Source organism: Pseudomonas sp. Ors-4-3C (assembly GCF_055755035.1).
In genome coordinates this window covers 3,760,223-3,784,228 of record NZ_CM146900.1, presented here as the reverse complement: position 1 = coordinate 3,784,228, position 24,006 = coordinate 3,760,223, and the positions used below count along the sequence as shown (strand labels likewise).

Genomic DNA, 24,006 nt, shown 5'->3' with positions numbered 1-24,006 from the left:
AGTACCGGCGCGTATGTCCAGAGGCTGTTAGCAAGCGAGATAGGTGTATTCGCCATCCGCTCACTCAAATGCAGCGCTAACCCATATTGAGCTTCGCCTGAAAGGATCCGAAGGAGTGGTTATGGCAGGGGTCTACCAGCATTTCATACCGCGTTTTTTGCAAAAAGGATTCCGAGCCCCAGGCACTGGTGGGGAGGTGCGCAGCTGGCTGTACGACCGGCGTCGAGAGCCTAGGAAAACAAACCTCAAAGCTATCGGGATGGAAGGGCATTTCTATGCGGTAGAAACCGAGCCAGACCTTGATGACAAAATCACGATAGTCGAGGAGAAAGTTTATGCCCCTTTGATCGACCGGCTTCGGCGAGGTGAGCTCGATGGTCAAAGCGTTAGCGCCATACCAGATCTGCTAGCCCACTTTGAAATTCGCAGCCGTCATGTGCGGCACAATATGGAGTCTGCCGGGGATGCGTGCATCAGCGGCATTCTAAAACGCATGGCTGATCCAGGCACTCTTGCTCAGCTACTCAGGCCCCATCTGCACATGGAGTCCCCAGCTATCGATCAAGTCATCAGAGAGATGCCCAACGCCGATCAGGTCAAGCAGGTACTGGCGGGGCGTCCAGATCTGCTAGCAGGGTTCTTCGATGCAGTGGTTCCGATGGCAGCAGCACAGATTGCGGCATTGCTGCCAAGTACCAAGAATCATGTCTCACAAGCGGTGAGGCAATGCCACATCAATGTGATGTCCGAATCGGTTGCCCCCGCAATGCGAGCGGATCGCTTCAGGTCACTGAGCTATAGCTTGGAGAGCTATGCACCTGGTGATCTTCCACTAGGTGACTCCATCGTGCTCTTCCATGTGAAGGCGCAAAGGGCATTCAGTCCGTTTCTCGACAAGGCTGACGAGCTCGTACACGTCGTTCTTCCCCTCGCATCCAATTTGTTCCTCCTGGGCACCGCTGATGGTTACCAGGGCCCCCCAACCTATGACATGCCGAGGGAGATTGCTCGCTGCTCCATGGACTACTTCATCGCAAGTGACGCCAAACCGCACCTGGCTGACCTGAGATGTGAAATTGGCTCTAACGCTCAATGGGTCTCTGAAGCTGAGGTGAGTTGCATCATGGAGGAGGTCATCCAGAAGCTCATGCAAGGGTAGAGCTGATAAGGTTACATCCTTTTAAGACTGGAAGAGTCCTCCCAGTAATCATCTTGATGGTGGCGTTACCGTGGGGCTTGAGCGCTTGAGGCACTCCTAGATAAAACGGCCCTGGTAAGGGGGCCGCTTACTGTCGCGAACGGCCAAGTATCCTGCGTTTACTCGCTGGCTAGGCGGCCCTTCCTCCTTCCTCGGCTCCATCCTCCACCAACTTGTTCCGATCTATCGGACGCAGATTCTTAATGAAGCTGGATACGGAGTGCTCAGGCGCGCGGATCAGATCCAGCGCATGTCCTTTATGGGCGAACATGAGGACGCGGGCCATGCTCACGTAGAATTTGTAAGTGGTGGCGACATCTTCATGACCCATCTGCCGGGTGAGCGCTTGAGCGGCAGCCAGGTAGAGCACCTCTAGATTCTCCGTTAGCAGGCGATCACCGAAGAAGCCTATGAGGTACTGGGTCGGCCACCAGTGCCTGGTCTGGTAGAAATTGATGTGAGACCTGAAATTGCTGTCGATCTTCGCGGCGTTGTTCTTCGCATCGTGCGTTCGGGACGCAATCCTGTCGACATCGACGGGTATCCCCCGGGAGGTCAGAAACAATACATCGGGCGGACAGTCTTGTTTGAACCGCTTCTTGTAGAGCTGTTTACGAACGCCATAGTGGGGAATGATGTAGTTCTCTTCGAGGGCTTTAAGATCATCCATGTGTATGGTGATCTCACGATCCTTGCCTCCTTTGCTGTTGTAAACCGTGTATTGCGTGGTCACATCTCCCTTATTCATATTCGAATACGGCATGATGTGCTTGTTCGCGGCATTACCCAGATACGGGAATCTGACCAAGTCCATAGGACGCATCGCGGTACCTAACGCGAGAAGAAAAATAGACGCATATACGGGGTCTGAGTACGATTGCAAAAGCAGCTTGATTTCATCGTCAGTGATCAGGAAATCGTACTGTTTCTGCCGACTTTGCTTGTCCAAAACTCGGATGTTATTCGAGTTGATTCTCGACGTACCAATTCGATTGATGTAGTTGAGCATCCGCCCACTACGGAAATTTGCGCGCCACGTTCGGGTCGTCACATCGACATTGGTCACATAGCCGTGTTCGTTTAGCCACCTGAAGAAGTTCAGGAGCACTTTAGCGTCTTCGAAGATGGTTTCAGAGGACGGCTTCAGAGAGTTTTTTTCGAGCCGTTCAAGCTGGCGGTGCACCTGCCATCGGCGGATGTCCCTGTTGTCCGCTAAGGCATGGTAGTACTCCAGATCAACGTTCTTCATTTTCGGCTGTGTCGACAGGAACCGGTAGAACATCGAAATAAGAGTCGCGTAACGTGTTGAGGTCGCTATCGATGACCGGGTGTGTTTATACAGAAATAGGTTGGGGTGGCTCAGCAATAACTGCTTGTTCTTCCGCTGGGCGACCAGCACACAGTGCGTAACTTCCATCCCCAGCTCTACGCTGTTGTAAGTGAGCTGCTTGGTCTTGATTTGCAGACCGGCATTGACGCTAGACGAATGCGTTTTGTCAATCACGATCAGTCTCCGGCTGGGACTTTGAAGAAGACGAGCTCGTCCAGGCCCCAGGTCATGCTGGGCGCATCGGCATTATCGGCTGCCCGGATCTCCTGCTCGGGTAAAGCGTTGCGCTGATAGATGAACACCCTTTGCGCCTTTCGCTCAGTGTCCAGCAGCATGTAGGGAACGTGCAGCGATTTCTTGAAGGCGGCGGGAATGTGCTTGATGAAGTTGTTAATCTCTGCCCGGGAGAACAATGGCAACCGTATTATCAAGCAGGTTTCACCAGGTAAGGCCGCGTATTGCGAGGCAAAATTTCTGAATCTGGAGATGTACCTGTCTGCAAAGAGAACCACGTGTACATCGGGCATAGATGTAAAGCGTGCAAACTTTTCCCTGATGGCCATGAGCTCCGCTTCCTTAGCATCCTCAAAATCATCCAGGCTTTTCGTGCGTTGGTAGTGGATGCACAACTGCTCGATGTCGACATCGTAAATTATTTTGTTCTGACTCGATGTGCTCTGAAGCGGTGCTTCCCGCTGGGAAGCTGCTGCCAGCTTGAGCTCCAGTATGGAGTTCTTCTTCATGAGCTCGACCGCATGAAGGGTCTGTTTCTCCAGGGACTTGCGCAGCTGATTGCTTTCGAACATGGCGATGTCATCGTTCATCAATGTGCTGATGTGGCTGTTGATGGCCCTGGCAATCTCCTTGTCTCGCTCCACCAGAACCTGATCAAGGCGTGCCTTCCACTTCGCGTCAACGGCATTGATAGTGGCTTGAGTTTCCACCTTGGCCTTGGCCACTGTGCCATCCACAAGATCTGATACGTCTTTCTTACCAGCGATGTAAGGCTTGAACTCTGAGTAGTAGCGATCAAGCGCTTGGCGAGTAATGCCGGCCCGTTGAGCTACCTCCACCAGTTTAAGTTTGTGGGTGGCGCCGGACGTGTAATGCGAGACGATGATGTCCTTGATGACCTGCCGACGGTCAGATTGAGCCGCCGCCTGTGCAAGCAACACATCCGGGCTATGTTCATCTGCAGCGGCTTGTACCGGGACTTTGGCATTTTTCGCTATAGGACTGATCTTAGACATGGCGCACCTCAATGTGCCTCGACGCCGAGTGTCCGGTGCTGATGAGGTTATTCAGGTGACCTTCGCTCGTCGCAATACGACGCAACAGTTCGGATTCCGCCTTGGGCGCGAGCTTCCCGCGAGCGTTATCCAGCACCGCTTCGTAGAACTGGATATTGTCCGCCAATGCTTGCTTGGCTGAGCCCAGCATCACGATCTTTTTGCACTCCAGCTTGCAGTTGCCAGGGTCTGGCATGATCAAGCCCTCGTCGAACTGCCTTCCTTCCAGGCAAGGGGGCAGATTCGACGGAGTGAAGCGCTCGCCTGAGAGGCAATACGTGCCCAAGGCGGTACGGCGGATGAAGAGGGGCTCTCCGGCCTTCAGCAGGTGGCTGACATACGAGACGACGGTCACCTTGAACTGCTGACCTGCAAACTCATCCGGACGCTTGAGGATTTGCTTGTAGATACGCTCTGCAGCAGCCCCCGAATGACCAAGCCGCAGGCCGGCAACGATGTTGTGAAACTCCCGGGCGTAGTTCTGCTCAATCGCCAGGGCGACGCTGCGCACCATGAGCGGATTTCGCGCGATGTACCGAAGCGTCATCGCATAACTTTTGTGCCCGAACAACGCACGGATGATGTCGATGTTGCGCTCATCTCGGTTGATCAAGATCTCAGCAATGGTCTTTCTGAATCTGTGGCAATGCAGCCGCTCGATGGGCAACACATTCTTGAGCTGCTCAATCACTGACGTGATCTGGGAGGGAGTGGCTCTGTTGACGACTTTGGTCGACTTCATAGCCTGGAACAGCCAACCTTCCATCACAAACGGTGGGATTGATCGCAACTGCTCATACTTGCGTATCATTTCGCCGACAAATCGGGGTAGGGGAAGGACATCTTCTTCCCCATGCTTTGGACTGGCGGCAGTCTTCCAGCGAGTGATCTTCAGCCAGTAGTCGCCGTTATGGTCTGTCGTAACATGGGAAAAATGCATTGCTGCCAATTCACCTTTACGGGCACCAGTCACCATTGCGACGAGGATGAAGATCGAGTTGCGAATGCCGTCTAGAACCTTGCTGTAGCCGGTGTGCCAGCTGTAGGTCAGATGGGGTAGGCCATCCTTAAGATGCCTGTTCACATGAGGCTTCATCACCTGTTTCCCATCGATTTCGATGGTGCACAATGCTTCAAGCTCTAACAGAGGCTCACGTCGAGTGACCACGCGATCCTTCAGGAATGCGAATCGGCTTTCTACCAAGTAATCCTTGAGTGCTTCTGCTTTGGGCATAACGCGCTCCAGCCAGAAGAACGTATATTCCATGAGGACTTCCAGATCCTCCTCCGAATACGCGATCCAGCTTTCTATTGCGCCGTTGAAGCGATTCTGTACAACTTCCTTTCGGCGCTCGGGGATGTCGATATGCTCTGACGAGACATCCAGCCGAAGCGCTTCTGGGAGCAGCTTCTGTTCGGATAGTCTGGCCCAGAAGCGCAGATGCTTGAAAAGCGCAAAATAGTGGTGTTTCGCAGTGCTCGCCTTGGCCCGCTCAAAGGCCAGGTTAATCATCGGCATTGAGATCAGGGCGATATGCTGAGGCTCGGCGGTGAGGCCGTTGTCTTTGAAGATGTACTGTTCGACGATTGCGTACTCGTTGCCAAAAGCCTTGGTAGTGGTGTTCGAGCGGATATAACTGAACGGCGAGAACGCAGGGATGGTGTGATACGTCAGCGCGCGTTTGAGGTCATTAGAGCCTGGGAGCTCACGATCAAATCGGATGTTGTTTGGATGCGCGTGGGGCCCGTGAGGCAATGACCACATGGCATCCCCATAGCTAACACCGTTGCTAACCGGGAAGTCCTCGCCCATCTGGGCGATCTTGTTGGCCAACGACATCGATGGCTGCGACGCCTTGGACGTCAGCTCCTCTTGAAGTGCGTCAAGCTCCTCCAGAAGGGCCTCCGAGTAGTCTTCATCGATGTCATCCAGGATCGCTTGAGCGTCTGCATCGATAATATTTTGGGCGGCCTCGGTGTCTTCGGCTGCATCGGTGTCGTAGCCGGATTTGTCGCGTGCTTGCTTCGGCTGCCCAGGTTTTTTGGCTTTGGCTTTGGCTTCTGCTTTTGCTTCTGGTTGAGCGCGTTCCTGGCTGACCTCGGCAGTGGTCGCTGGCGGGCTTTGCTCGTCTTCGATCAGGGTGCCGTCAGACTGAATCGAGAAGGAGGTCAGATTTTTATTAGGCATTGTGCACCTCACTTTCAAAGATGATTTCCAACAGATCGAGGTCGCGCGGGAGCAGCGGGCCATTGTTACGGCGGTAGCGAGCGGCTTGCTTGATCTCGTCGTAGTCACCCCATTCGTCGAGGATGAACCTGATAGCTTCTTGCTCTTTCACAAACCGAGAAGAGAATCCGCCGGCGCCAGTTTCCAGCAGCTCGCTCAGGTGCGCATCACGCTCCATCAGGTACGGCAGGGAGTCCTGGAAAATCCGAAGTTGAGAGCAGAAAATGCACTCCTTGATCTTCCAGCACTTCTTGCCGGTCGTGGCGATGATCTCGGAGCCGACCCAATTCGGCTTGGTTTGATCCGCGCAGCCCCACATCGCCTTGAGTTGTCCCGGGATATGGAAAACCTTCCACATGGCTGCGGCCAGCGCCTGGGCGTGCTTGCTGAGCATCCCTTTGAATCTACGGGCCCGCAGCAGCTCAATGATGGCCTCCAGCTCACTACGCAAGCGCTGCAGGCGTTCTTGGTGAGCGGCTGCAGAGTTGTCGTAGAACATATCCGTCGTGTCTCGACTTTCATGGCCCATAGTCATGGATAGCAGCGCAATGGGGTTGTCCCGCTTCTTATAAAGAAGCCAGGTGGGGCGCAGGCGTCGAGTCAGTTCACTGGCACTCGTCAGTCTCTTGCCGTTCTCCACGACTTCGTACTGCTGAAGGAAATGTTGCACACAGACGCGGAACGTCTTGGGATGAGCGATCGAAGTCAGGCGGCCACCCCGGCTCCAGTCCTCTCTCAGGCGCAGGCAGAGGAACAGCGGGTTCATCTGGTCTTCCGTCATGTCCACTGGGATCTGATCGATCGGGTAGGGGGACAAGGGAGCGGCCAGGTGCTTGGCCAGCCGGATCAGGTTGTAGAAGGAGTAAGGATCATCGCCACTTGTGGGGATCTCAATGCGTTTAGCTGAGAAGTAAGGCTTGTCATTACCCTGAGAGCGTGCTTTCTCCGCGAACACGACCTTAACTGCCTCATCAATGGTGCCGGTCAGGAGATGCTCGAAATTGTCCTTATCCAGCGAGAGGGCTGTCTCTTTGTTCCACCCCGACTGGAACATCATGAAGAGCAGGATGGCGGTCATGTCGACAACAGTCGGGTAGTAGTAACCAAGCACTTCGTCGACCATAGGTAGGAACAGCGACTCTTCACGGTTCGCGACAGTGAACCGGTACAGAAGCAGCTTGATAACGTCCTGGCAGCCCACCCCGTAAACATTCAGATTTTTTCTGCGCAGCTCGTTGTAGAGGTAATCCAAAGACATCTCGAACGGGTAGCCGTGAGTGAGGAAGGTCTTGATCACGCGGTGGTAGTCAGGCTGCCAGTAGCTCATGGGAATGCCCGCAAGGGGATCTTCCCCCGTGTCGAACGAGGGAAGACTTCTCAGCTCCCGTTCGTAGATCGCTCTTAGGCGTTGCAGCGCCGTTTCGGGCGTGAGCGAAAGCTCGCGAAGTTCCGGATCCGTGCATTCAGAGAGTCGCTTCAGCCACACTTGTTTTTTTGGCTTGATGTCGTTCACACGCTGATAGTGAAAGGACTGCAGCATCCTGACCCGAGTCCGAACTGGGAACACTTGGTCGTTGATCTCATCGGCAGTATATGGCTGGACGCTTTCCACCACTTCGCGGAATAACATTTTGTTCCAGAGGACGTTGACGTGCGTGGTCAGCGCCTCCTCCAGGGAATAGAGGCCCTCGGGGGACAAAGGCGGGTTTTTCCCCATCTTGGGCGGCATGGGCACGATCGGCAGCGTCAGCAGCGGAAGCTTGCCGGTTTCTTCCGGTACGACTTTGGCTGCGGTTTTGAAAATTTCCGGCTTGGCGGATGTATCGCCTAGGTCTTTTACGTACTCGATGTAGCGATTGAAAATCTCCGCGTTGATGTCCGTGTACATCTTGATATGCAGAGGTTCGGGGTTGTTCGAGTTGTGAAGGTGCGCGAAGTCCACAAAGAGGCCGATAGCATCGCGCAGCAGGTAAGCCCGTGCGTGGTTTCTGGCAGGGCAATAAAGAAGGAACAACCAATGAAGACATGCGCAGACGTTGCTGGTTGGATCGTAGTTAGGGTTACCCAGGTATGAGCATTCCACCTTCCGGCCAGTGGAGGTCACCACTTCGGTAATGCTGTGGTCGAAGGCAGACATCAGTTGCTGCCTCCGGTTTGGCTGGTTTCTGAGTTGGCCTCTGTGTTGTTTTTTGTGGGCGAGTGACGCTGGACGTGAGATTGCCAGGCCTCTGCTACACGGGCCTTGAGGTCTTCCAGGGTGCCATCATTGATTAGATGCAGATCGCCAGGTGCTTGGGCCACGCCGAGCTCTGAAGAATGAGCATTGATCTTCTGCAGGTTCGGTCTGGTGATGTGCCAGATCTCACCGTTGTGCGCTCGAAGGAACGCTGCTTCGTTTTCAAAGCGGATGTCCTTGAAGATGATTGTTCTCGCATTGACCGGGATCTGTCCGCGCGGGGTCGGCTTGCTGACAGGGCGGTGGCTGCGCAGGGCATCAAAGTCCGGGTACAGGTCGTAAGCGTGACGTTTAAGCAGCGCTACGGCATCGGCAGGGGAGAGGCCCCAGTAGCTATCGAGAGTCTCGTAGGAATCTGAGTTCCAGACCTGGTCGTCGCTGAAATCGAAAATCGCCTGAGCTGCCAGCAGGAACGTAGCGTCTGGGGCGCTGAGGTTTGCGGGTGTTGCGGGGGGTTGTGGGCGTTCTGGGGGATTGATCTCCCTGGCAGCTCTCATTAGCCAATGGTCTGCGTTATGATGGCGCATCCATTCAGTACCCACCGTTTGAAAGAACTCGCGAGGCGAACGGCCCCAGAGCTCGATGGTTTCTTCCTTAATGTCGTCCTGCCACGCCTCTGCGTCTGTCAGGCCGAACAAAGCTTGGCACCCCACCTTGAGTGGGTCAGCCAGAGCGAAGGCGGCGACCCCCGGAATGCTCAAAAGCATTGAAGCGACGGTGTCTTTGCCAGATCTGGCTAAGGCGGCTAGGCCGATAATGGTTCTCACGGTGTACTCCTGTTTTCGGCTCAAGCCCTGTGGGCTGGGGATTTGAGCACGTTTACCTTTTAGTGAAAAGGGTTATAATTTTCTGATGTTGACGTTTTTGAAAAACCGAAAACAAGATTCGACATACGCCTATCAGGGTGGCGGTCGCGGTTTGTCGCTGGAACGCATCGCCACGCTGGAGACTTTCGTCCAGGGCGACCTGCGTCCGGATCTGACGCTGATTTTTGATCTGCCGGTGGAAATCGGCCTGGCCCGCGCCAGCGCCCGTGGCCGTCTGGATCGTTTTGAGCTGGAAGGTCGAGCGTTTTTCGAAGCGGTACGCAATGCGTTTCTCGAACGCGCCGAAGCCGACCCGGCGCGCTATGTGCGCATCGATGCCGGTCAGCCATTGGTCAAGGTTCAGCAATCGCTGGATACTCTGATTCCGAACTTGCTGGAGCTGATTCGTGGCTGAGGCCTATCCATGGCAGGACAGCCTCTGGCAACAACTGGCCGGACGTAGTCAGCACGCCCACGCGTACCTGCTGCACGGCCCGGCCGGGATCGGCAAGCGCGCGCTGGCCGAGCGCCTGATGGCCAGCCTGCTCTGTCAGCGTCCGACGCCCGAGGCGTGCGGCGAATGCAAGTCCTGCCTGTTGCTCAAGGCCGGCAGCCATCCGGACAATTACATCCTCGAGCCGGAGGAGGCCGACAAGGCGATCAAGGTCGATCAGGTGCGCGATCTGGTCAGTTTCGTGGTGCAGACTGCGCAACTGGGCGGGCGCAAAGTGGTGCTGATCGAACCGGTGGAGTCGATGAACATCAACGCCGCCAACGCACTGCTCAAGAGCCTTGAGGAGCCTTCCGGCGATACTGTGCTGTTGTTGGTCAGTCATCAGCCGAGCCGTTTGCTGCCGACGATCAAGAGTCGCTGTGTGCAGCAGGCGTGTCCGCTGCCCGGTGAGGCCATGAGCCTGCAATGGCTGGCGCAGGCGTTGCCGGAGTGCTCTGAAGAGGAGCGCGTCGAATTGCTGGCGCTGGCCGCCGGCTCGCCGTTGATGGCGGTCAGCCTGCAGTCCCAGGGCGTGCGCGAACAGCGGGCGCAGGTGGTCGAAGGGGTAAAGAAGCTGCTCAAGCAACAGCAGTCGCCAACGCAACTGGCCGAAGAGTGGAAAAACATTCCGATGCTGCGCCTGTTCGACTGGTTCTGCGACTGGTCGAGCTTGATCCTGCGCTATCAACTGACTCAGGACGAAACCGGCCTCGGTCTGACCGACATGCGCAAAGTCGTGCAGTACCTGGCGCAGAAAAGCGCCCAGGGCAAAGTCCTCGATATTCAGGACTGGATTCTCGCCCAACGGCAGAAAGTCCTGAGCAAAGCCAACCTCAATCCGGCACTGCTGCTGGAAGCGTTGTTGGTGCAATGGGCGGGATTGCCTGGTCAAAGATAAGAATGTGTACCTAGACTCTGAGCATCAGCAGTGGAGGTCAACATGAATGAAGCCATCAGCCCGGGGCCGCGCAACGGCATCCTGTCCCTGACCATCAAGGACAAATCGGTGCTTTACGCCGCCTACATGCCGTTCATCAGGAACGGTGGCCTGTTCATCCCGACCAACAAGAGCTACAAGTTGGGCGACGAGGTGTTCATGCTGCTGAACCTGATGGACGAGGCGGAGAAGATTCCGGTGGCCGGCAAGGTCGCCTGGATCACCCCCAAAGGCGCCCAGGGCAACCGCGCCGCCGGTGTCGGCGTGCAATTCAACGAAGGCGACAACACCGCCCGCAGTCGCATCGAAACCCATCTGGCCGGAGCACTGAAGTCCGACCGTCCCACTCATACGATGTAAGTAGCCGTCTCTTTTATGCTCGTAGATTCCCATTGTCACCTTGATCGCCTCGACCTCGCCGCCCATGACGGTTCGCTGGATGCTGCACTCGATGCTGCGCGCCAGCGCGGGGTAGGGCACTTTCTGTGCATCGGCGTGAGTGCCGACAATGCCGCTGACGTCAAAGCCCTCGCCGATCGTTATGACGACGTCGATTGCTCGGTCGGTGTGCATCCATTGGATGTGCAACCGGGCGCCGCGCCGGCGCTCGACTGGCTGTTGCACGAACTCAATCACCCGAAAGTGGTGGCGATCGGCGAAACCGGTCTGGATTATCACTACGAACCGGAAGCCGCCGAGCTGCAGCAGGAATCCTTCCGCCTGCACCTGCAAGCCGCCCAGCAGACCGGTAAGCCGGTGATCATCCACACCCGAGGCGCCCGCGCCGATACCCTCGAGCTGCTGCGTGAAGCGGCGTTGCCCCAGGCCGGTGTGCTGCATTGTTTCACCGAAGACTGGGACATGGCCAAGGCCGCGCTGGACATGGGTTACTACATTTCCCTGTCGGGCATCGTCACTTTCCGCAATGCCGACGCCCTGCGCGATGTGGCCAGCAAGGTGCCGGCCGATCGCCTGCTGGTCGAGACCGATTCGCCGTATCTGGCGCCGATCCCTTATCGCGGCAAGCCGAACCTGCCGCAGTATGTGCGCGAAGTGGCAGAGTTTCTGGCGATGCTGCGCGGAGAAAACTATGAGCGGTTTGCCGAGCAGACCACCGAGAACTTCAAGCGGCTGTTCCCGTTGGCCCATGTAAAAGCCTGAATCGCAGGCAAAAAAAACCCGGGTTCTGGGGGGTGAATCCGGGTTAAGACCATTAGGAGTAAAACAAAGGCACGCGGTCCCTTGGTACCTTTATCGGCACGGCACTTGGGGGAGATGCCGTCCGACAGTTCAAGTATTGATCAGTCTGGCGTGCAGTCCAGTTGGCCGGTCGGGGTTTTTAAACAAATTTGGAATACATGCGCTTCAGATGAGTTCTCATTGCGCCACAAACGTTCCCGAAATGAACAACAAACACAGATATGGTCGGATGATCCGTGCATTTTTGCGCAAGTTAGGCATAATACGCGGCTTCGAATTTTGACCCCTACAGACCTTTTCTTATGCACAAAGAACCTCGTAAGGTCCGTGAGTTTCGTCGCCGCGAGCAAGAAATTCTCGATACCGCGCTCAAGCTGTTCCTCGATCAAGGTGAAGACAGTGTCACCGTCGAGATGATTGCTGATGCCGTGGGTATCGGCAAAGGCACGATCTACAAGCACTTCAAGTCCAAGGCCGAGATCTACCTGCGCCTGATGCTCGATTACGAGCGCGATTTGAACGAGCTGCTGCATTCGGCCGATGTCGACAAGGACAAGGAAGCGCTGTCCCGTGCCTACTTCGAATTCCGCATGCGTGACCCGCAGCGCTATCGCCTGTTCGACCGCCTCGAAGAGAAGGTCGTAAAAGGCAATCAGGTGCCGGAAATGGTCGAGGAGCTGCACAAGATCCGTGCCTCGAACTTCGAACGCCTGACCCTGTTGATCAAGGGCCGGATCAGCGAAGGCAAGCTCGAAGACGTGCCGCCGTACTTCCACTACTGCGCATCCTGGGCGCTGGTGCACGGCGCGGTGGCGCTGTATCACTCGCCGTTCTGGAGCAATGTGCTGGAAGATCAGGAAGGTTTCTTCCAGTTCCTGATGGACATCGGCGTGCGCATGGGCAACAAGCGCAAGCGCGATCCGGAAATCCCAAGCAGCTGAGCCATTCAGCTGCCTTATTGCGCCATGATTTCGCTACATGGCGCAGTAGCGCAGGAATATACTCAGGCATAGGGCTTGCTAAAACTTGATTTGTGAGTCAAGTTTTAGTCGCTCGATTTTCTATCGCCGGAGTGATCATGATCGTTGACCGTCAAGGCAGGCGTTTTCGCAATTTGCGCATCAGCCTGACCTCAGCCTGCAATTACGCCTGTACCTACTGCGTGCCTAACGGCAAGCGGTTGGTGGCTGCGCAGGATGAACTGTCGGCCGAGGCCATGGCCCGTGGCGTGGCTTATCTGATCGAAGCCGCTGGCATCGAACGCTTGCGCATCACCGGTGGCGAGCCGCTGGTCAGCCCCAAACTCGAATCTTTCATGAGCGCCGTCGGCAAGATGGGCCTGGAAGACATCAGCCTGACCACCAACGGTCAACTCCTCGCGAAAAAGCTGCCGCTGCTGGTGGATGCCGGTCTGCGCCGGATCAACGTGTCCCTCGATACCCTGGATGCCGGCGCCTTCCGCAGCATCGCCCGTGGCGGCGATCTGCCGACCGTGCTCGATGGCATGGACCAGGCAAAAGCCGCCGGACTGAAGATCAAGGTCAACATGGTGCCGTTGCGCGGGCAGAACCTGGATCAGGTGATGCCGCTGCTCGATTACTGCCTGGAGCGCGGCTACGAGTTGCGCTTCATCGAGTTGATGCGCATGGGCCACCTCGCCACCGACTCCAATGCCTTCCTGCAACAGTTCGTCAGCCTGCAGCAACTGCTGAGCCTGATTGGCGAGCGCTACGAGTACGCCCAGGCCGATGCGCCGGTGGATGCCACGGCTGTGCGCTACGCGATCCCGGGGCTGGGCCATTTCGGTGTGATTGCCAACGAAAGCGTGCCGTTCTGCCGAACCTGTTCGCGTCTGCGTCTGTCCTCGACCGGTTGGCTGCATGGCTGCCTGTCGTCGAGCAACCGCCACTATGTCGGCGATCTGCTCGACAAGCCACGTCATCAGGCGTTGCCGGCATTGCAGCGTCTGTTGGTCAAGGCGTTGGGGGACAAGCAGGAAGTGGCGTTCTCCGGTGGCGCTACGGTCATGAAGATTATCGGCGGCTGAACAACCGCTTTCGCGAGCAAGCTCGCTCCCCCATTTCGAGTGCATTCTCCTGTGGGAGCGAGCTTGCTCGCGAATACGATCTTACAATCAACGAATTTCCTGAGCTGGCGCAAAAGCTGCATCCAACGGCCATTCGCCGGTTTTCCGTCACCGGCTTCTGGAGGATGAGGATGCGTAGCCTGGTTTTGCTGCTGGCCGTTTTGGCGCTTGGCGGCTGTATGACTGTCAGCGATATGGCCGAAGGCACTCGCTATCAGATGAGCGACGCGGGGCTGCTGGATCACAGCGACAGCCGGCGGGTGAACAACTTCCGCATTCAGCCGGACTCATTCATCTACATCGCCCAGGGTGCATTCGCGCCGCCGGGTGGTTCCTACCCGCGGCCGAACGTAGTGGCCGAAGAGGCCTTCAAGGGTTTTGTCGAATACTTCCCGATGGTTCGCCGTGCCCGTGCACCGGAAGGCCTCGATCAGGCGTTGGGCGAAGCTCGCGATGCTGGCGCCCACTACCTGCTGTACACCCGTTTCGCCAGGTCTGACGACCGCATCGGCAACTCCGATGAGTGGCTCGATCAGGAAGCCGTGGATCGCCTCGGCATCGACAGCGGCGTGATTCAGATCATGTTGATCGAGACCAGCACCCAGTATTTGATTGATACTGCACGGATCAAGAGTCGTGGCGGTTTACTGACGTTCCACGACAACAAACCGGAAGACCTGATCGGCCCGCCGCTGGCGCAATACGCGCGCAGCCTGCTGGGGATCAGCGACCAATAAACCCAAGGAGTACGCCATGAGTGGCCCGCAAAAAGCCAATGACCTGTTGGGACAGATCCCCAAAACCAAAGGCTTGCCGCCGGTGCACTTGTGGAACCCGGACTTCTGCGGCGACATCGACATGCGCATCGCCCGCGACGGCACCTGGTATTACCTGGGCACGCCGATCGGGCGCAAGCCGATGGTCAAGCTGTTCTCCACCATCATCCGCCGCGACGGCGATGATTACTTCCTGATTACCCCGGTCGAAAAGGTCGGGATCAAAGTCGACGATGCGCCGTTCGTGGCGATTGCCGTGGAAGTCGAAGGCGAGGGTGAGGCGCAGGTACTGCGCTTCACCACCAACGTCGAGGAGACCGCCGAGGCCGGGCCGGAACATCCGATCCGCGTCGAGATCGATCCGGCGACTCAAGAGCCCGCGCCTTATGTGCATGTGCGCAGCAACCTCGAAGCGCTGATTCACCGCAATGTGTTTTACCAACTGGTGGAGCTGGCGGTCAGTCGTGAGATCGACGGGCAACGCTGGTTGGGCGTGTGGAGCGGCGGCGAGTTCTTCCGCATCGGCCTCGAGCCCTGACAATGAATCGAATGTGGGAGGGGGCTTGCTCCCGAAGGCGGTGTGACAGTCACCCTATGCAGTGACTGATGTATTGCCTTCGGGAGCAAGCCCCCTCCCACATTGATCTATGTACATCCGCAAAATCTGATTTGACTCCCAATCATATGATCATTAGCGTGGACACCCATCGCCACCCGCTTTGAGGTCTCCATGTCCAGCAGCTTTCATGCATCAACGGTCGATTGGCTGGGCAGCTGGATTGCCGCCGGCCAGGTCAAGCCGGGGCAGGCGATCAAGGTCGAGGCAGATCTGGGCGAGCAGCTCGGTGTCAGCCGCACGGTGATCCGCGAAGCGATCAAGACCCTCGTCGCCAAAGGCATGCTCGAAGTCGGGCCGAAAGTCGGTACCCGCGTGTTGCCGGTGCGGCGCTGGAATCTGTTCGATCCGCAAGTCGTCGGCTGGCTGTCGCGCAACGGCCTGCCGGAAAACTTCGTCGATGACCTGCTCGACCTGCGCCGCACCATCGAACCAATGGCCGTGCGCTGGGCCTGCGAGCGCGCCACGCTTGAGCAGATTCAGGCCGTGCAACTGGCCTACAACGCGCTGGAGCGGGCTGTCGACAGCGGCATCGATTACAACCGCGCCGACCAGTCCTTCCACGAATGCATTCTGGCGGCCAGCCACAACCAGTTCATCGAGCAAATGGTCCCGGCCCTCGGCGCCTTGCTCGCTGTGTCGTTTGAAGTCTCCGCTGCCGACCCCGATGAACTGCGTCGCACATTACCGATCCACAAGGACATGGCCGACGCCATCGCCACCCGCGATGCCGCGCGCGGGGTGTGGGCCTGCATGACCCTGATCGACAATGCCGACCTGGCGATCAAACGCTTTTACCCGCAGGTGATGGCCGACAAAAAAGCCAGCTGAAAACACACATCCCCCTGTAGGAGTGAGCCTGCTCGCGATAGCGGTGGGTCAGTCACAATCGTCGTCACTGACCCACCGCTATCGCGAGCAGGCTCACTCCTACAGTTAAAACAACAACATGAAGGATTCAATATGCCGTTGACCGCCGTAACCCAACACCGCGCCAAACTCGGTGAAGGGCCATTCTGGGACGCTCCCACCCAAGCGCTGTACTGGGTCGATATCGCCGGCCAGCAAGCGCTGCGGCTAATCGGCAACAACGTGCAGATCTGGCAGATGCCCGAGCACGTTTCGGCTTTCATTCCGTGTGCCAGCGGCGATGCGCTGGTGACCCTGAGCAGCGGCGTGTATCGCCTTGATCTCGATTCCCCCGGCCTCGAACCGCGCCTGACGCTGTTCTGCATCGCCGACCCGCAACCGGGCAACCGGCCCAACGAGGCGCGCTGCGACGCACTGGGCCGACTGTGGCTCGGCACCATGCAGAACAACATCGGCGACAATGGCGAAGACCTGCCGATCGTGCGCCGCTCCGGTGGCCTGTTTCGTATCGATCCCGATCAGCGCGTCACGCCATTGCTGCGCGGTCTGGGGATTCCTAACACCCTGCTATGGAGCGATGACGGCACCACGCTGCTGTTCGGCGACAGCCTCGACGGGGCGCTCAATCGCTATTTCATTCACACCGACGGCAATCTCGGCAGCCCCGAGGCCTGGTACGGCGCAGACGGGCAGGGCGGCCCGGACGGTTCGGCGATGGACGCCGAAGGTTATGTGTGGAACGCCCGCTGGGATGGCAACTGCCTGCTGCGCCTGAGCCCGGAGGGCAAGGTCGAGCGCACAATCGATCTGCCCGTCAGCCGACCGACCAGTTGTGTATTCGGCGGTGAAGACCTGAAAAACCTGTACATCACCAGCGCCCAGAGTCCGCACAACCATCCACTGGATGGCGCGGTGCTGTCGATGCGGGTCGACGTGCCGGGCAAACTCTGCACGCGGTTCGCGGGTTAAATCTCATAATGTGGGATGCAAAATTATATATTGAGATTATTCGGCGGTCGGGTTTATAGTCGGTTCCAGCAGTAACACGCACTCACACTTAAAAAGAACAAAACAGGTGAAGTGATGCAGCGAATCTCTATCGCACTCCTCAGCGGAGTCAGCGTCTCGCAACGGCCCAGCGTCGTTCGCCGCGCCTGCCTGTTTTGTTTTCACAATCTTCCAGACCGGACATCGGCAGATGCCCGGTTTTTTTGTGCTGACGAACAGGAGTCATGATCCATGGCTGAACCTCTTTCCTTGCCGCCGGTGCCCGAGCCGCCGAAGGGTGAGCGCCTGAAAAACAAAGTGGTGCTGCTGACCGGCGCCGCTCAAGGCATCGGCGAAGCCATTGTCGCGACCTTCGCCTCGCAGCAGGCCAGACTGGTGATCAGCGATATTCAGGCAGAGAAGGTCGAGAAGGTTGCCGCCCACTGGCGCGACAAGGGCTACGACGTGCAGGCGATCAAGGCCGACGTTTCGCGTCAGCAAGACCTGCACGCCATGGCCAGACTGGCGATCGAACTGCACGGACGCATCGACGTGCTGGTCAACTGCGCCGGGGTCAACGTGTTCCGCGATCCGCTGCAAATGACCGAAGAAGACTGGCATCGCTGCTTCGCCATCGACCTGGACGGCGCCTGGTACGGTTGCAAAGCCGTGCTGCCGCAGATGATCGAGCAGGGCGTCGGCAGCATCATCAATATTGCCTCGACCCATTCCAGCCACATCATTCCCGGTTGCTTCCCGTACCCGGTGGCCAAGCACGGCTTGCTCGGACTGACCCGGGCGCTGGGCATCGAATACGCGCCGAAGGGCGTTCGGGTCAACGCTATTGCCCCGGGCTACATCGAGACACAGCTCAACGTTGATTACTGGAACGGCTTTGCCGATCCGCACGCCGAGCGTCAGCGCGCATTCGATCTGCACCCGCCGAAACGCATCGGCCAGCCAATCGAAGTGGCGATGACCGCCGTGTTCCTGGCCAGTGATGAAGCGCCGTTCATCAACGCCTCGTGCATCACCATCGATGGTGGGCGCTCGGTGATGTACCACGACTGAGTGGATTGGGTTTCAGGCGATGAACTCCGTCTGAAATCCAATCATCATACGATATGACTATTTTCAACAGGCTTTGCAGCAGTACGTGTCACGCCACCACACCTGTGGCGAGGGAGCTCGCTCCCGCTCGGCTGCGCAGCAGTCGTAAATTCGGGCTGCGCGGTGTGTTTGATTGACCGAGGTAACCGGTTTTAGGGCCGCTTCGCAGCCCAGCGGGAGCAAGCTCCCTCGCCACAAGCTGTTTAATTTGCTCAAAAAAAATAACAAGGAGTCAGCTTATGAAACGTCGTTTCGGGATTCGTACCCTGTGCAGTGCCGCGCTGGCGGTCACCGCGTTCAGCCTGAGCAGCTCGCTGCTGGCTGCCGACACCGTGAAAATTGGTTTTCTGGTCAAGCAGGCAGAAGAGCCGTGGTTCCAGACCGAGTGGGCCTTCGCTGAAAAAGCCGCCAAGGACAAAGGCTTCGAACTGATCAAGATCGCCGTGCCGGACGGCGAGAAAACCCTCTCGGCCATCGACAGCCTTGCGGCCAATGGCGCGAAAGGCTTCGTGATCTGCCCGCCGGACGTCTCGCTCGGCCCGGCGATCATGGCCAAAGCCAAGCTCAATGACCTCAAAGTGATCGCCGTGGACGACCGCTTCGTCGACGCCAACGGCAAGTTCATGGAAGACGTGCCGTACCTCGGCATGGCGGCGTTCGAAGTCGGCCAGAAGCAGGGCAACGCGATGGTCGCCGAGGCGAAGAAGCGCAACTGGGACTGGAAAGACACCTACGCGGTGGTCAATACCTACAACGAACTCGACACCGGCAAGAAGCGCACCGACGGTTCGATGAAGGCGCTTGAAGATGCCGGTCTGCCGAAAGAGCACATCCTGACCGCCGCGCTTAAAACCCTCGACGTGCCGGGCAGCATGGACGCCACCAACTCGGCGCTGGTCAAGCTGCCCAGCGCAGCGAAAAACCTGATCATTGGCGGCATGAACGACAACACCGTGCTCGGCGGCGTACGCGCTACCGAAGCCGCCGGGTTCGCTGCGGCCAACGTGATTGGCATCGGCATCAATGGCACCGACGCCATCGGCGAGCTGAAAAAGCCCAACAGCGGTTTCTTCGGTTCGATGCTGCCTAGCCCGCACATCGAAGGCTACAAGACCGCCGAGATGATGTACGAGTGGGTCACCACCGGCAAAGAGCCGCCGAAGTACACGGCGATGGACGACGTCACCCTGATCACCCGCGAGAACTTCAAGCAAGAGCTGGAAAAAATCGGCCTGTGGAATTGATGGCTGCTCGATCGGTGTGAAGAGGTGACTCAGATGCACGCGCAAGTACAGACACATGCAAGCAGCGCCGGCGGCAGCCTGCGCTTCAACGGAATCGGCAAGACCTTCCCCGGGGTCAAGGCGCTGGACGCCATCAGCTTCGTCGCTCACCCGGGGCAGGTGCACGCCTTGATGGGCGAGAACGGTGCCGGCAAATCGACTCTGCTGAAAATCCTCGGCGGCGCCTACATCCCCAGCAGTGGCGAGTTGCAGATCGGCGAGCAGACCATGGCGTTCAAGTCGACGGCCGACAGCATTGGCAGCGGCGTCGCGGTGATCCACCAGGAGCTGCACCTGGTGCCGGAAATGACCGTGGCCGAGAACCTGTTTCTCGGCCATCTGCCGGCCAGTTTCGGCCTGATCAATCGCGGCCTGCTGCGCCAGAATGCCTTGGACTGCCTCAAGGGCCTGGCCGATGAAATCGATCCGCAAACCAAGGTCGGGCGCCTGTCGCTCGGTCAGCGGCAATTGGTGGAAATTGCCAAGGCGCTGTCCCGTGGCGCGCATGTAATCGCCTTCGATGAGCCGACCAGCAGCCTCTCGGCGCGCGAAATCGACCGTTTGATGGCGATCATCAGTCGCCTGCGCGATGAGGGCAAAGTGGTGCTCTACGTCTCCCATCGCATGGAAGAAGTGTTCCGTATTTGCGACGCGGTGACGGTGTTCAAGGATGGCCGTTACGTGCGCACCTTCGATGACATGAGCCAGTTGACCCACGATCAACTGGTGACCTGCATGGTCGGCCGCGACATTCAAGACATCTACGATTACCGCAGCCGTCCACGCGGTGCGGTGGCGTTGAAGGTCGACGGTCTGCTCGGCCCGGGCCTGCGCGAGCCGGTGAGTTTCGAGGCGCACAAGGGCGAGATTCTCGGCCTGTTCGGTCTGGTCGGGGCCGGGCGCACCGAGCTGTTTCGCTTGCTCAGCGGGCTTGAACGCAACACCGCCGGACGCCTCGAATTGCGCGGGCATGAATTGAAGTTGCGCTCGCCGCGTGACGCGATTGCCGCCGGGATTCTGCTGTGTCCCGAGGACCGCAAAAAGGAGGGGATCATCCCGCTGGCCAGCGTCGCCGAGAACATCAACATCAGCGCGCGCGGCGCCAATGCCAGCCTCGGCTGCCTGCTGCGCGGACTGTGGGAGAAGGGCAACGCCGACAAGCAGATCAAAGCGCTGAAAGTCAAAACCCCGCACGCCGGGCAGCAGATCAAATTCCTGTCCGGCGGCAATCAGCAGAAGGCGATTCTCGGTCGCTGGCTGTCGATGCCGATGAAGGTCCTGCTGCTCGACGAGCCGACTCGCGGCATCGACATCGGGGCCAAGGCCGAGATCTACCAGATCATCCACAACCTGGCCGCCGACGGTATTTCGGTGATCGTGGTGTCCAGCGACCTGATGGAAGTGATGGGCATTTCCGACCGCATTCTGGTGCTCTGCGAAGGCGCGCTGCGCGGCGAAGTCAGCCGCGACCAGGCCAATGAATCCAACCTGCTGCAACTGGCTTTGCCGCGCCATCGCGCTGACGGCGTGGCGAACTGAGAGGTGAACATGATGACCATCCAAAACAAGGCGTTGCCGACCCCCCGCAAACCGCTGGACCTGCGGCGCTTCCTCGATGACTGGGTCATGCTGCTGGCGGCCATCGGCATCTTCCTCGCTTGCACCTTGCTGATCGACAACTTCCTTTCGCCGCTGAACATGCGCGGGCTGGGCCTGGCGATTTCCACCACTGGCATCGCTGCGTGCACCATGCTGTATTGCCTGGCGTCGGGGCATTTCGACCTGTCGGTGGGCTCGGTGATCGCCTGCGCCGGGGTGGTTGCGGCGGTGGTGATGCGCGACACCAACAGCGTGTTCCTCGGCGTCAGTGCGGCGCTGGTGATGGGCCTGATTGTCGGGCTGATCAACGGCATCGTGATTGCCAAGCTGCGGGTCAATGCGCTGATCACCACACTGGCGACCATGCAGATCGTCCGTGGCCTGGCCTACATTTTTGCCAACGGCAAAGCGGTGGGTGTGTCGCAGGAATCGTTCTTCGTGTTCGGCAACGGCCAGTTGTTCGGCGTGCCGGTGCCGATCCTGATCACCATCGTCTGCTTCCTGTTTTTCGGCTGGCTGCTGAACTACACCACCTATGGGCGCAACACCATGGCCATCGGTGGCAACCAGGAAGCGGCGTTGCTCGCCGGGGTGAATGTCGACCGGACCAAAATCATCATCTTCGCCGTGCACGGCGTGATCGGTGCGCTGGCCGGGGTGATTCTGGCGTCGCGCATGACCTCCGGGCAGCCGATGATTGGCCAGGGTTTCGAGCTGACGGTGATCTCGGCGTGTGTGCTCGGCGGCGTGTCGCTGAGCGGCGGTATCGGCATGATCCGCCATGTGATTGCCGGGGTGCTGATTCTGGCGATCATCGAGAATGCGATGAACCTGAAGAACATCGATACGTTTTATCAGTATGTGATTCGCGGTTCGATTCTGCTGTTGGCGGTGGTCATCGACCGCCTCAAACAACGCTGATTCTATCTGTCGAAGCATAATTTTGTGGCGAGGGAGCTTGCTCCCGCTCGGCTGCGCAGCAGTCGCAAATCCGGACAGTGCGGTGTGTCAGACTCACCCTTGTCACCGCTTTTGGGGCCGCTCCGCAGCCCAGCGGGAGCAAGCTCCCTCGCCACAGTTATGCATTCCTTCTGTCCGAACCCCTAAAAACCCCTTGCTCGTGTGCGCCCGTTTCGGGTATCACTTTGTACATGATTAGACAGGTACGATTTGACAAGAAACAACGGGTGGTCGACGAACTCGTCCGGCGCATCGAAAGCGGCCTCATGGAGGACGGCTTTCTGTTGCCCGGCGAGCATCAGTTGGCTCAGGAATTCAATGTCAGCCGTGGCACGTTGCGCGAAGCGCTGGCCGAGCTGAAGCGGCGCAATTACATCGCCACGCAAAGCGGGGTCGGCTCGATCGTCACGTTTGACGGTGTGGTGCTCGATCAGCGCAGCGGCTGGGCGCAGGCGCTGGCCGACAGCGGGGCGCTGATCAACACCGAAGTGCTGCGTCTGGAAGCCGTGACCCGGCCCGATCTGCTCTCGCGCTTCGGCACCGAGCAATTCATCACCCTCGACCGGCGCCGTCGTTCCAACGACGGCACGCTGGTGTCCCTCGAACGCTCTTTGATGCCGGCGACCGGAGGCCTGGAAAGCCTGCCGCGCGTTGGTTTGATCGACAACTCGCTGACCATCACCCTGGCCGCCTACGGCTACATCGGCGAGCGCGGTGATCAGTGGATCGGCGCCGAACCGCTGAATGCCGAAGACGCCGAACTGCTCGGGCGCCCGGTCGGCACCGTTTTCCTCAAAGCCCTGCGCACCACCTACGACCGGCAGAACCGTTTCATGGAGCAGGTCGAAAGCCTGCTCGACCCGGTGCATTTCCGCCTGCACCTGCAATTTGGAGAATCGAAATGACCGCGCTCAACCGTGCCCTCGGTGCGTTTTATGGCCTGGCCCTCGGTGATGCGCTGGGTATGCCGACGCAATCGCTGAACCGCGAAACGATCAGGACCCGCTTCGGCAAAATCACTGATCTGCAGGACGCTGGTCCCCTGCAACCGATCGCCGCCAACATGCCCAAGGGTTCGATCACCGATGACACCGAACAGGCGATTCTGGTCGGCGAGTTGCTGATTGAAGGCAAGGGCCGGATCGAACCGGCAGTCCTCGCCCAGCGGCTGATCGAGTGGGAAGCCGAGATGCAGGCCAAGGGTTCGCAGGACCTGCTCGGGCCATCGACCAAACGCGCCATTGAAATGATCCTCGCCGGTCACTCGCCGGAGGAGGCCGGGCGTTACGGCACCACCAACGGCGCGGCCATGCGCATTACTCCGGTGGGCATCGCGGCAGACGTCGCCGATCCCGAGCGTTTCATCGCAGCCGTGGTCCAGGCCTGTCAGGTCACGCACAACACCACGCTGGGGATTTCCAGCGCGGCGGCCGTCGCGGCAGTGGTCTCAGCCGGGATCAACGGCATGGACCTGGGCGAGGCGCTGAACCTCGGCCAGCAGATTGCGCAACAGGCCGAAGCGCACGGGCACTGGGTCGCCGGTGGACGTATTGCTTCGCGCATCAGTTGGGCGCGAACCATCAGCGTCGACAGTGACAAGGCACTGCTGGCGGATCTGCTGTACGACGTGATCGGCACTTCGGTGGCATCGCAGGAATCGGTGGTGGTGTCGTTCGCCCTGGCGCAGCAAGTGGCGGTCGGCGAGATGAGCGCATTCGATGCGTTGTGCATGGCCGCCAGTCTTGGCGGCGACACCGACACCATCGCAGCGATTCTTGGCGCCATGCTCGGGGCCTGCCTGGGTCTCGAGAGCTGGCCGGCGCCGATGATTGCCACGGTCAAAGCGGTCAATCATCTGGAGCTTGAACCGTTGGTGCAGGGGCTGTTGGCCTTGCGCTGACCACATAACTGTGGCGAGGGAGCTTGCTCCCGCTGGGCTGCGAAGCGGCCCCAAACCCTGCCGACACACTGTGTCAGACATACCCCATTGTTTGGATTTACGA

At 58.4% G+C, this 24,006-nt stretch carries 21 protein-coding genes and 1 pseudogene; 17 read left to right on the top strand and 5 right to left on the bottom strand.

Annotation, left to right across the window (positions count from 1 at the left end; translation table 11 throughout):
- Positions 1-121: 121 nt before the first annotated feature.
- A complete protein-coding gene (locus tag ACVHNU_RS16980) occupies positions 122-1,159 on the top strand; it encodes a DUF4238 domain-containing protein (protein ID WP_473017889.1) in 1,038 nt (345 codons plus the stop codon).
- 169 nt (positions 1,160-1,328) lie between these two features.
- On the opposite strand, the gene ACVHNU_RS16975 is transcribed toward ACVHNU_RS16980, so the two are convergent.
- Genes ACVHNU_RS16975 through ACVHNU_RS16955 form a run of 5 tightly spaced genes read right to left on the bottom strand, consistent with a single transcriptional unit; the run spans position 1,329 to position 9,047 of the window.
- On the bottom strand, positions 1,329-2,702 hold the full coding sequence (locus tag ACVHNU_RS16975) for a site-specific integrase (RefSeq protein ID WP_473017888.1): 1,374 nt from the start codon (positions 2,700-2,702) through the stop codon (positions 1,329-1,331).
- Positions 2,703-2,704: 2 nt separating this feature from the next.
- Positions 2,705-3,778, bottom strand: coding sequence for a hypothetical protein (locus tag ACVHNU_RS16970; protein ID WP_473017887.1), 1,074 nt, complete (start codon positions 3,776-3,778; stop codon positions 2,705-2,707).
- Positions 3,771-6,005, bottom strand: a complete 2,235-nt coding sequence (locus ACVHNU_RS16965; protein ID WP_473017886.1) for a tyrosine-type recombinase/integrase — start codon at positions 6,003-6,005, stop codon at positions 3,771-3,773. The genes ACVHNU_RS16970 and ACVHNU_RS16965 overlap by 8 nt, the downstream gene beginning before the upstream one ends.
- Positions 5,998-8,181, bottom strand: a complete 2,184-nt coding sequence (locus ACVHNU_RS16960; RefSeq protein WP_473017885.1) for a hypothetical protein — start codon at positions 8,179-8,181, stop codon at positions 5,998-6,000. The genes ACVHNU_RS16965 and ACVHNU_RS16960 overlap by 8 nt, the downstream gene beginning before the upstream one ends.
- Positions 8,181-9,047 carry a deoxynucleotide monophosphate kinase family protein gene (locus tag ACVHNU_RS16955; RefSeq protein ID WP_473017884.1) on the bottom strand — a complete coding sequence of 289 codons (867 nt, stop codon included), beginning with the start codon at positions 9,045-9,047 and terminating at the stop codon, positions 8,181-8,183. The genes ACVHNU_RS16960 and ACVHNU_RS16955 overlap by 1 nt, the downstream gene beginning before the upstream one ends.
- A 97-nt stretch (positions 9,048-9,144) precedes the next feature.
- Between ACVHNU_RS16955 and ACVHNU_RS16950 the strand changes: the two are divergent.
- The 16 genes and pseudogenes from ACVHNU_RS16950 to ACVHNU_RS16875 form a co-directional block, all read left to right on the top strand.
- Positions 9,145-9,501: pseudogene (locus ACVHNU_RS16950) on the top strand (dTMP kinase); the annotation flags it as partial.
- On the top strand, positions 9,494-10,477 hold the full coding sequence (locus tag ACVHNU_RS16945; protein WP_473017883.1) for a DNA polymerase III subunit delta': 984 nt from the start codon (positions 9,494-9,496) through the stop codon (positions 10,475-10,477). The pseudogene ACVHNU_RS16950 and the gene ACVHNU_RS16945, both read left to right, overlap by 8 nt.
- 42 nt (positions 10,478-10,519) lie before the next feature.
- A complete protein-coding gene (locus ACVHNU_RS16940; RefSeq protein WP_003227030.1) occupies positions 10,520-10,876 on the top strand; it encodes a PilZ domain-containing protein in 357 nt (118 codons plus the stop codon).
- A gap of 15 nt (positions 10,877-10,891) precedes the next feature.
- Positions 10,892-11,677, top strand: coding sequence for a TatD family hydrolase (locus tag ACVHNU_RS16935; RefSeq protein ID WP_262141590.1), 786 nt, complete (start codon positions 10,892-10,894; stop codon positions 11,675-11,677).
- 341 nt (positions 11,678-12,018) lie between these two features.
- Positions 12,019-12,657 (top strand): TetR/AcrR family transcriptional regulator, encoded by a 639-nt coding sequence (locus tag ACVHNU_RS16930; RefSeq protein WP_045122584.1) that lies wholly within the window; start codon positions 12,019-12,021, stop codon positions 12,655-12,657.
- A 137-nt stretch (positions 12,658-12,794) separates the two neighbouring features.
- Positions 12,795-13,763, top strand: coding sequence for a GTP 3',8-cyclase MoaA (locus tag ACVHNU_RS16925; protein ID WP_473017882.1), 969 nt, complete (start codon positions 12,795-12,797; stop codon positions 13,761-13,763).
- A 170-nt stretch (positions 13,764-13,933) separates the two neighbouring features.
- Positions 13,934-14,539 carry a DUF4823 domain-containing protein gene (locus tag ACVHNU_RS16920; protein ID WP_003227024.1) on the top strand — a complete coding sequence of 202 codons (606 nt, stop codon included), beginning with the start codon at positions 13,934-13,936 and terminating at the stop codon, positions 14,537-14,539.
- A 16-nt stretch (positions 14,540-14,555) separates the two neighbouring features.
- Positions 14,556-15,116, top strand: a complete 561-nt coding sequence (locus ACVHNU_RS16915) for a DUF1285 domain-containing protein (protein WP_003227023.1) — start codon at positions 14,556-14,558, stop codon at positions 15,114-15,116.
- A 192-nt stretch (positions 15,117-15,308) separates the two neighbouring features.
- Complete coding sequence (locus tag ACVHNU_RS16910) at positions 15,309-16,025, top strand: FadR/GntR family transcriptional regulator (RefSeq protein WP_103484726.1); 717 nt, start codon at positions 15,309-15,311, stop codon at positions 16,023-16,025.
- Positions 16,026-16,157: 132 nt separating this feature from the next.
- Complete coding sequence (locus ACVHNU_RS16905; protein WP_473017881.1) at positions 16,158-17,033, top strand: SMP-30/gluconolactonase/LRE family protein; 876 nt, start codon at positions 16,158-16,160, stop codon at positions 17,031-17,033.
- Between the two features lie 270 nt (positions 17,034-17,303).
- Positions 17,304-18,122 (top strand): SDR family oxidoreductase, encoded by an 819-nt coding sequence (locus ACVHNU_RS16900; protein WP_473017880.1) that lies wholly within the window; start codon positions 17,304-17,306, stop codon positions 18,120-18,122.
- A 278-nt stretch (positions 18,123-18,400) separates the two neighbouring features.
- Complete coding sequence (locus tag ACVHNU_RS16895; RefSeq protein WP_103484723.1) at positions 18,401-19,405, top strand: substrate-binding domain-containing protein; 1,005 nt, start codon at positions 18,401-18,403, stop codon at positions 19,403-19,405.
- Between the two features lie 33 nt (positions 19,406-19,438).
- The gene (gene araG / locus ACVHNU_RS16890; protein ID WP_003227013.1) at positions 19,439-20,983 is read left to right on the top strand and encodes an L-arabinose ABC transporter ATP-binding protein AraG; all 1,545 of its coding nucleotides are present in this window, start codon (positions 19,439-19,441) and stop codon (positions 20,981-20,983) included.
- Positions 20,984-20,995: 12 nt separating this feature from the next.
- Positions 20,996-21,964, top strand: a complete 969-nt coding sequence (araH, locus tag ACVHNU_RS16885; RefSeq protein WP_045122821.1) for an L-arabinose ABC transporter permease AraH — start codon at positions 20,996-20,998, stop codon at positions 21,962-21,964.
- A gap of 230 nt (positions 21,965-22,194) precedes the next feature.
- Complete coding sequence (locus ACVHNU_RS16880) at positions 22,195-22,908, top strand: GntR family transcriptional regulator (protein WP_045122582.1); 714 nt, start codon at positions 22,195-22,197, stop codon at positions 22,906-22,908.
- Positions 22,905-23,903: an ADP-ribosylglycohydrolase family protein gene (locus tag ACVHNU_RS16875; RefSeq protein WP_226499662.1), complete on the top strand. Its 999-nt coding sequence runs from the start codon at positions 22,905-22,907 to the stop codon at positions 23,901-23,903. The genes ACVHNU_RS16880 and ACVHNU_RS16875 overlap by 4 nt, the downstream gene beginning before the upstream one ends.
- Positions 23,904-24,006 lie beyond the last annotated feature (103 nt).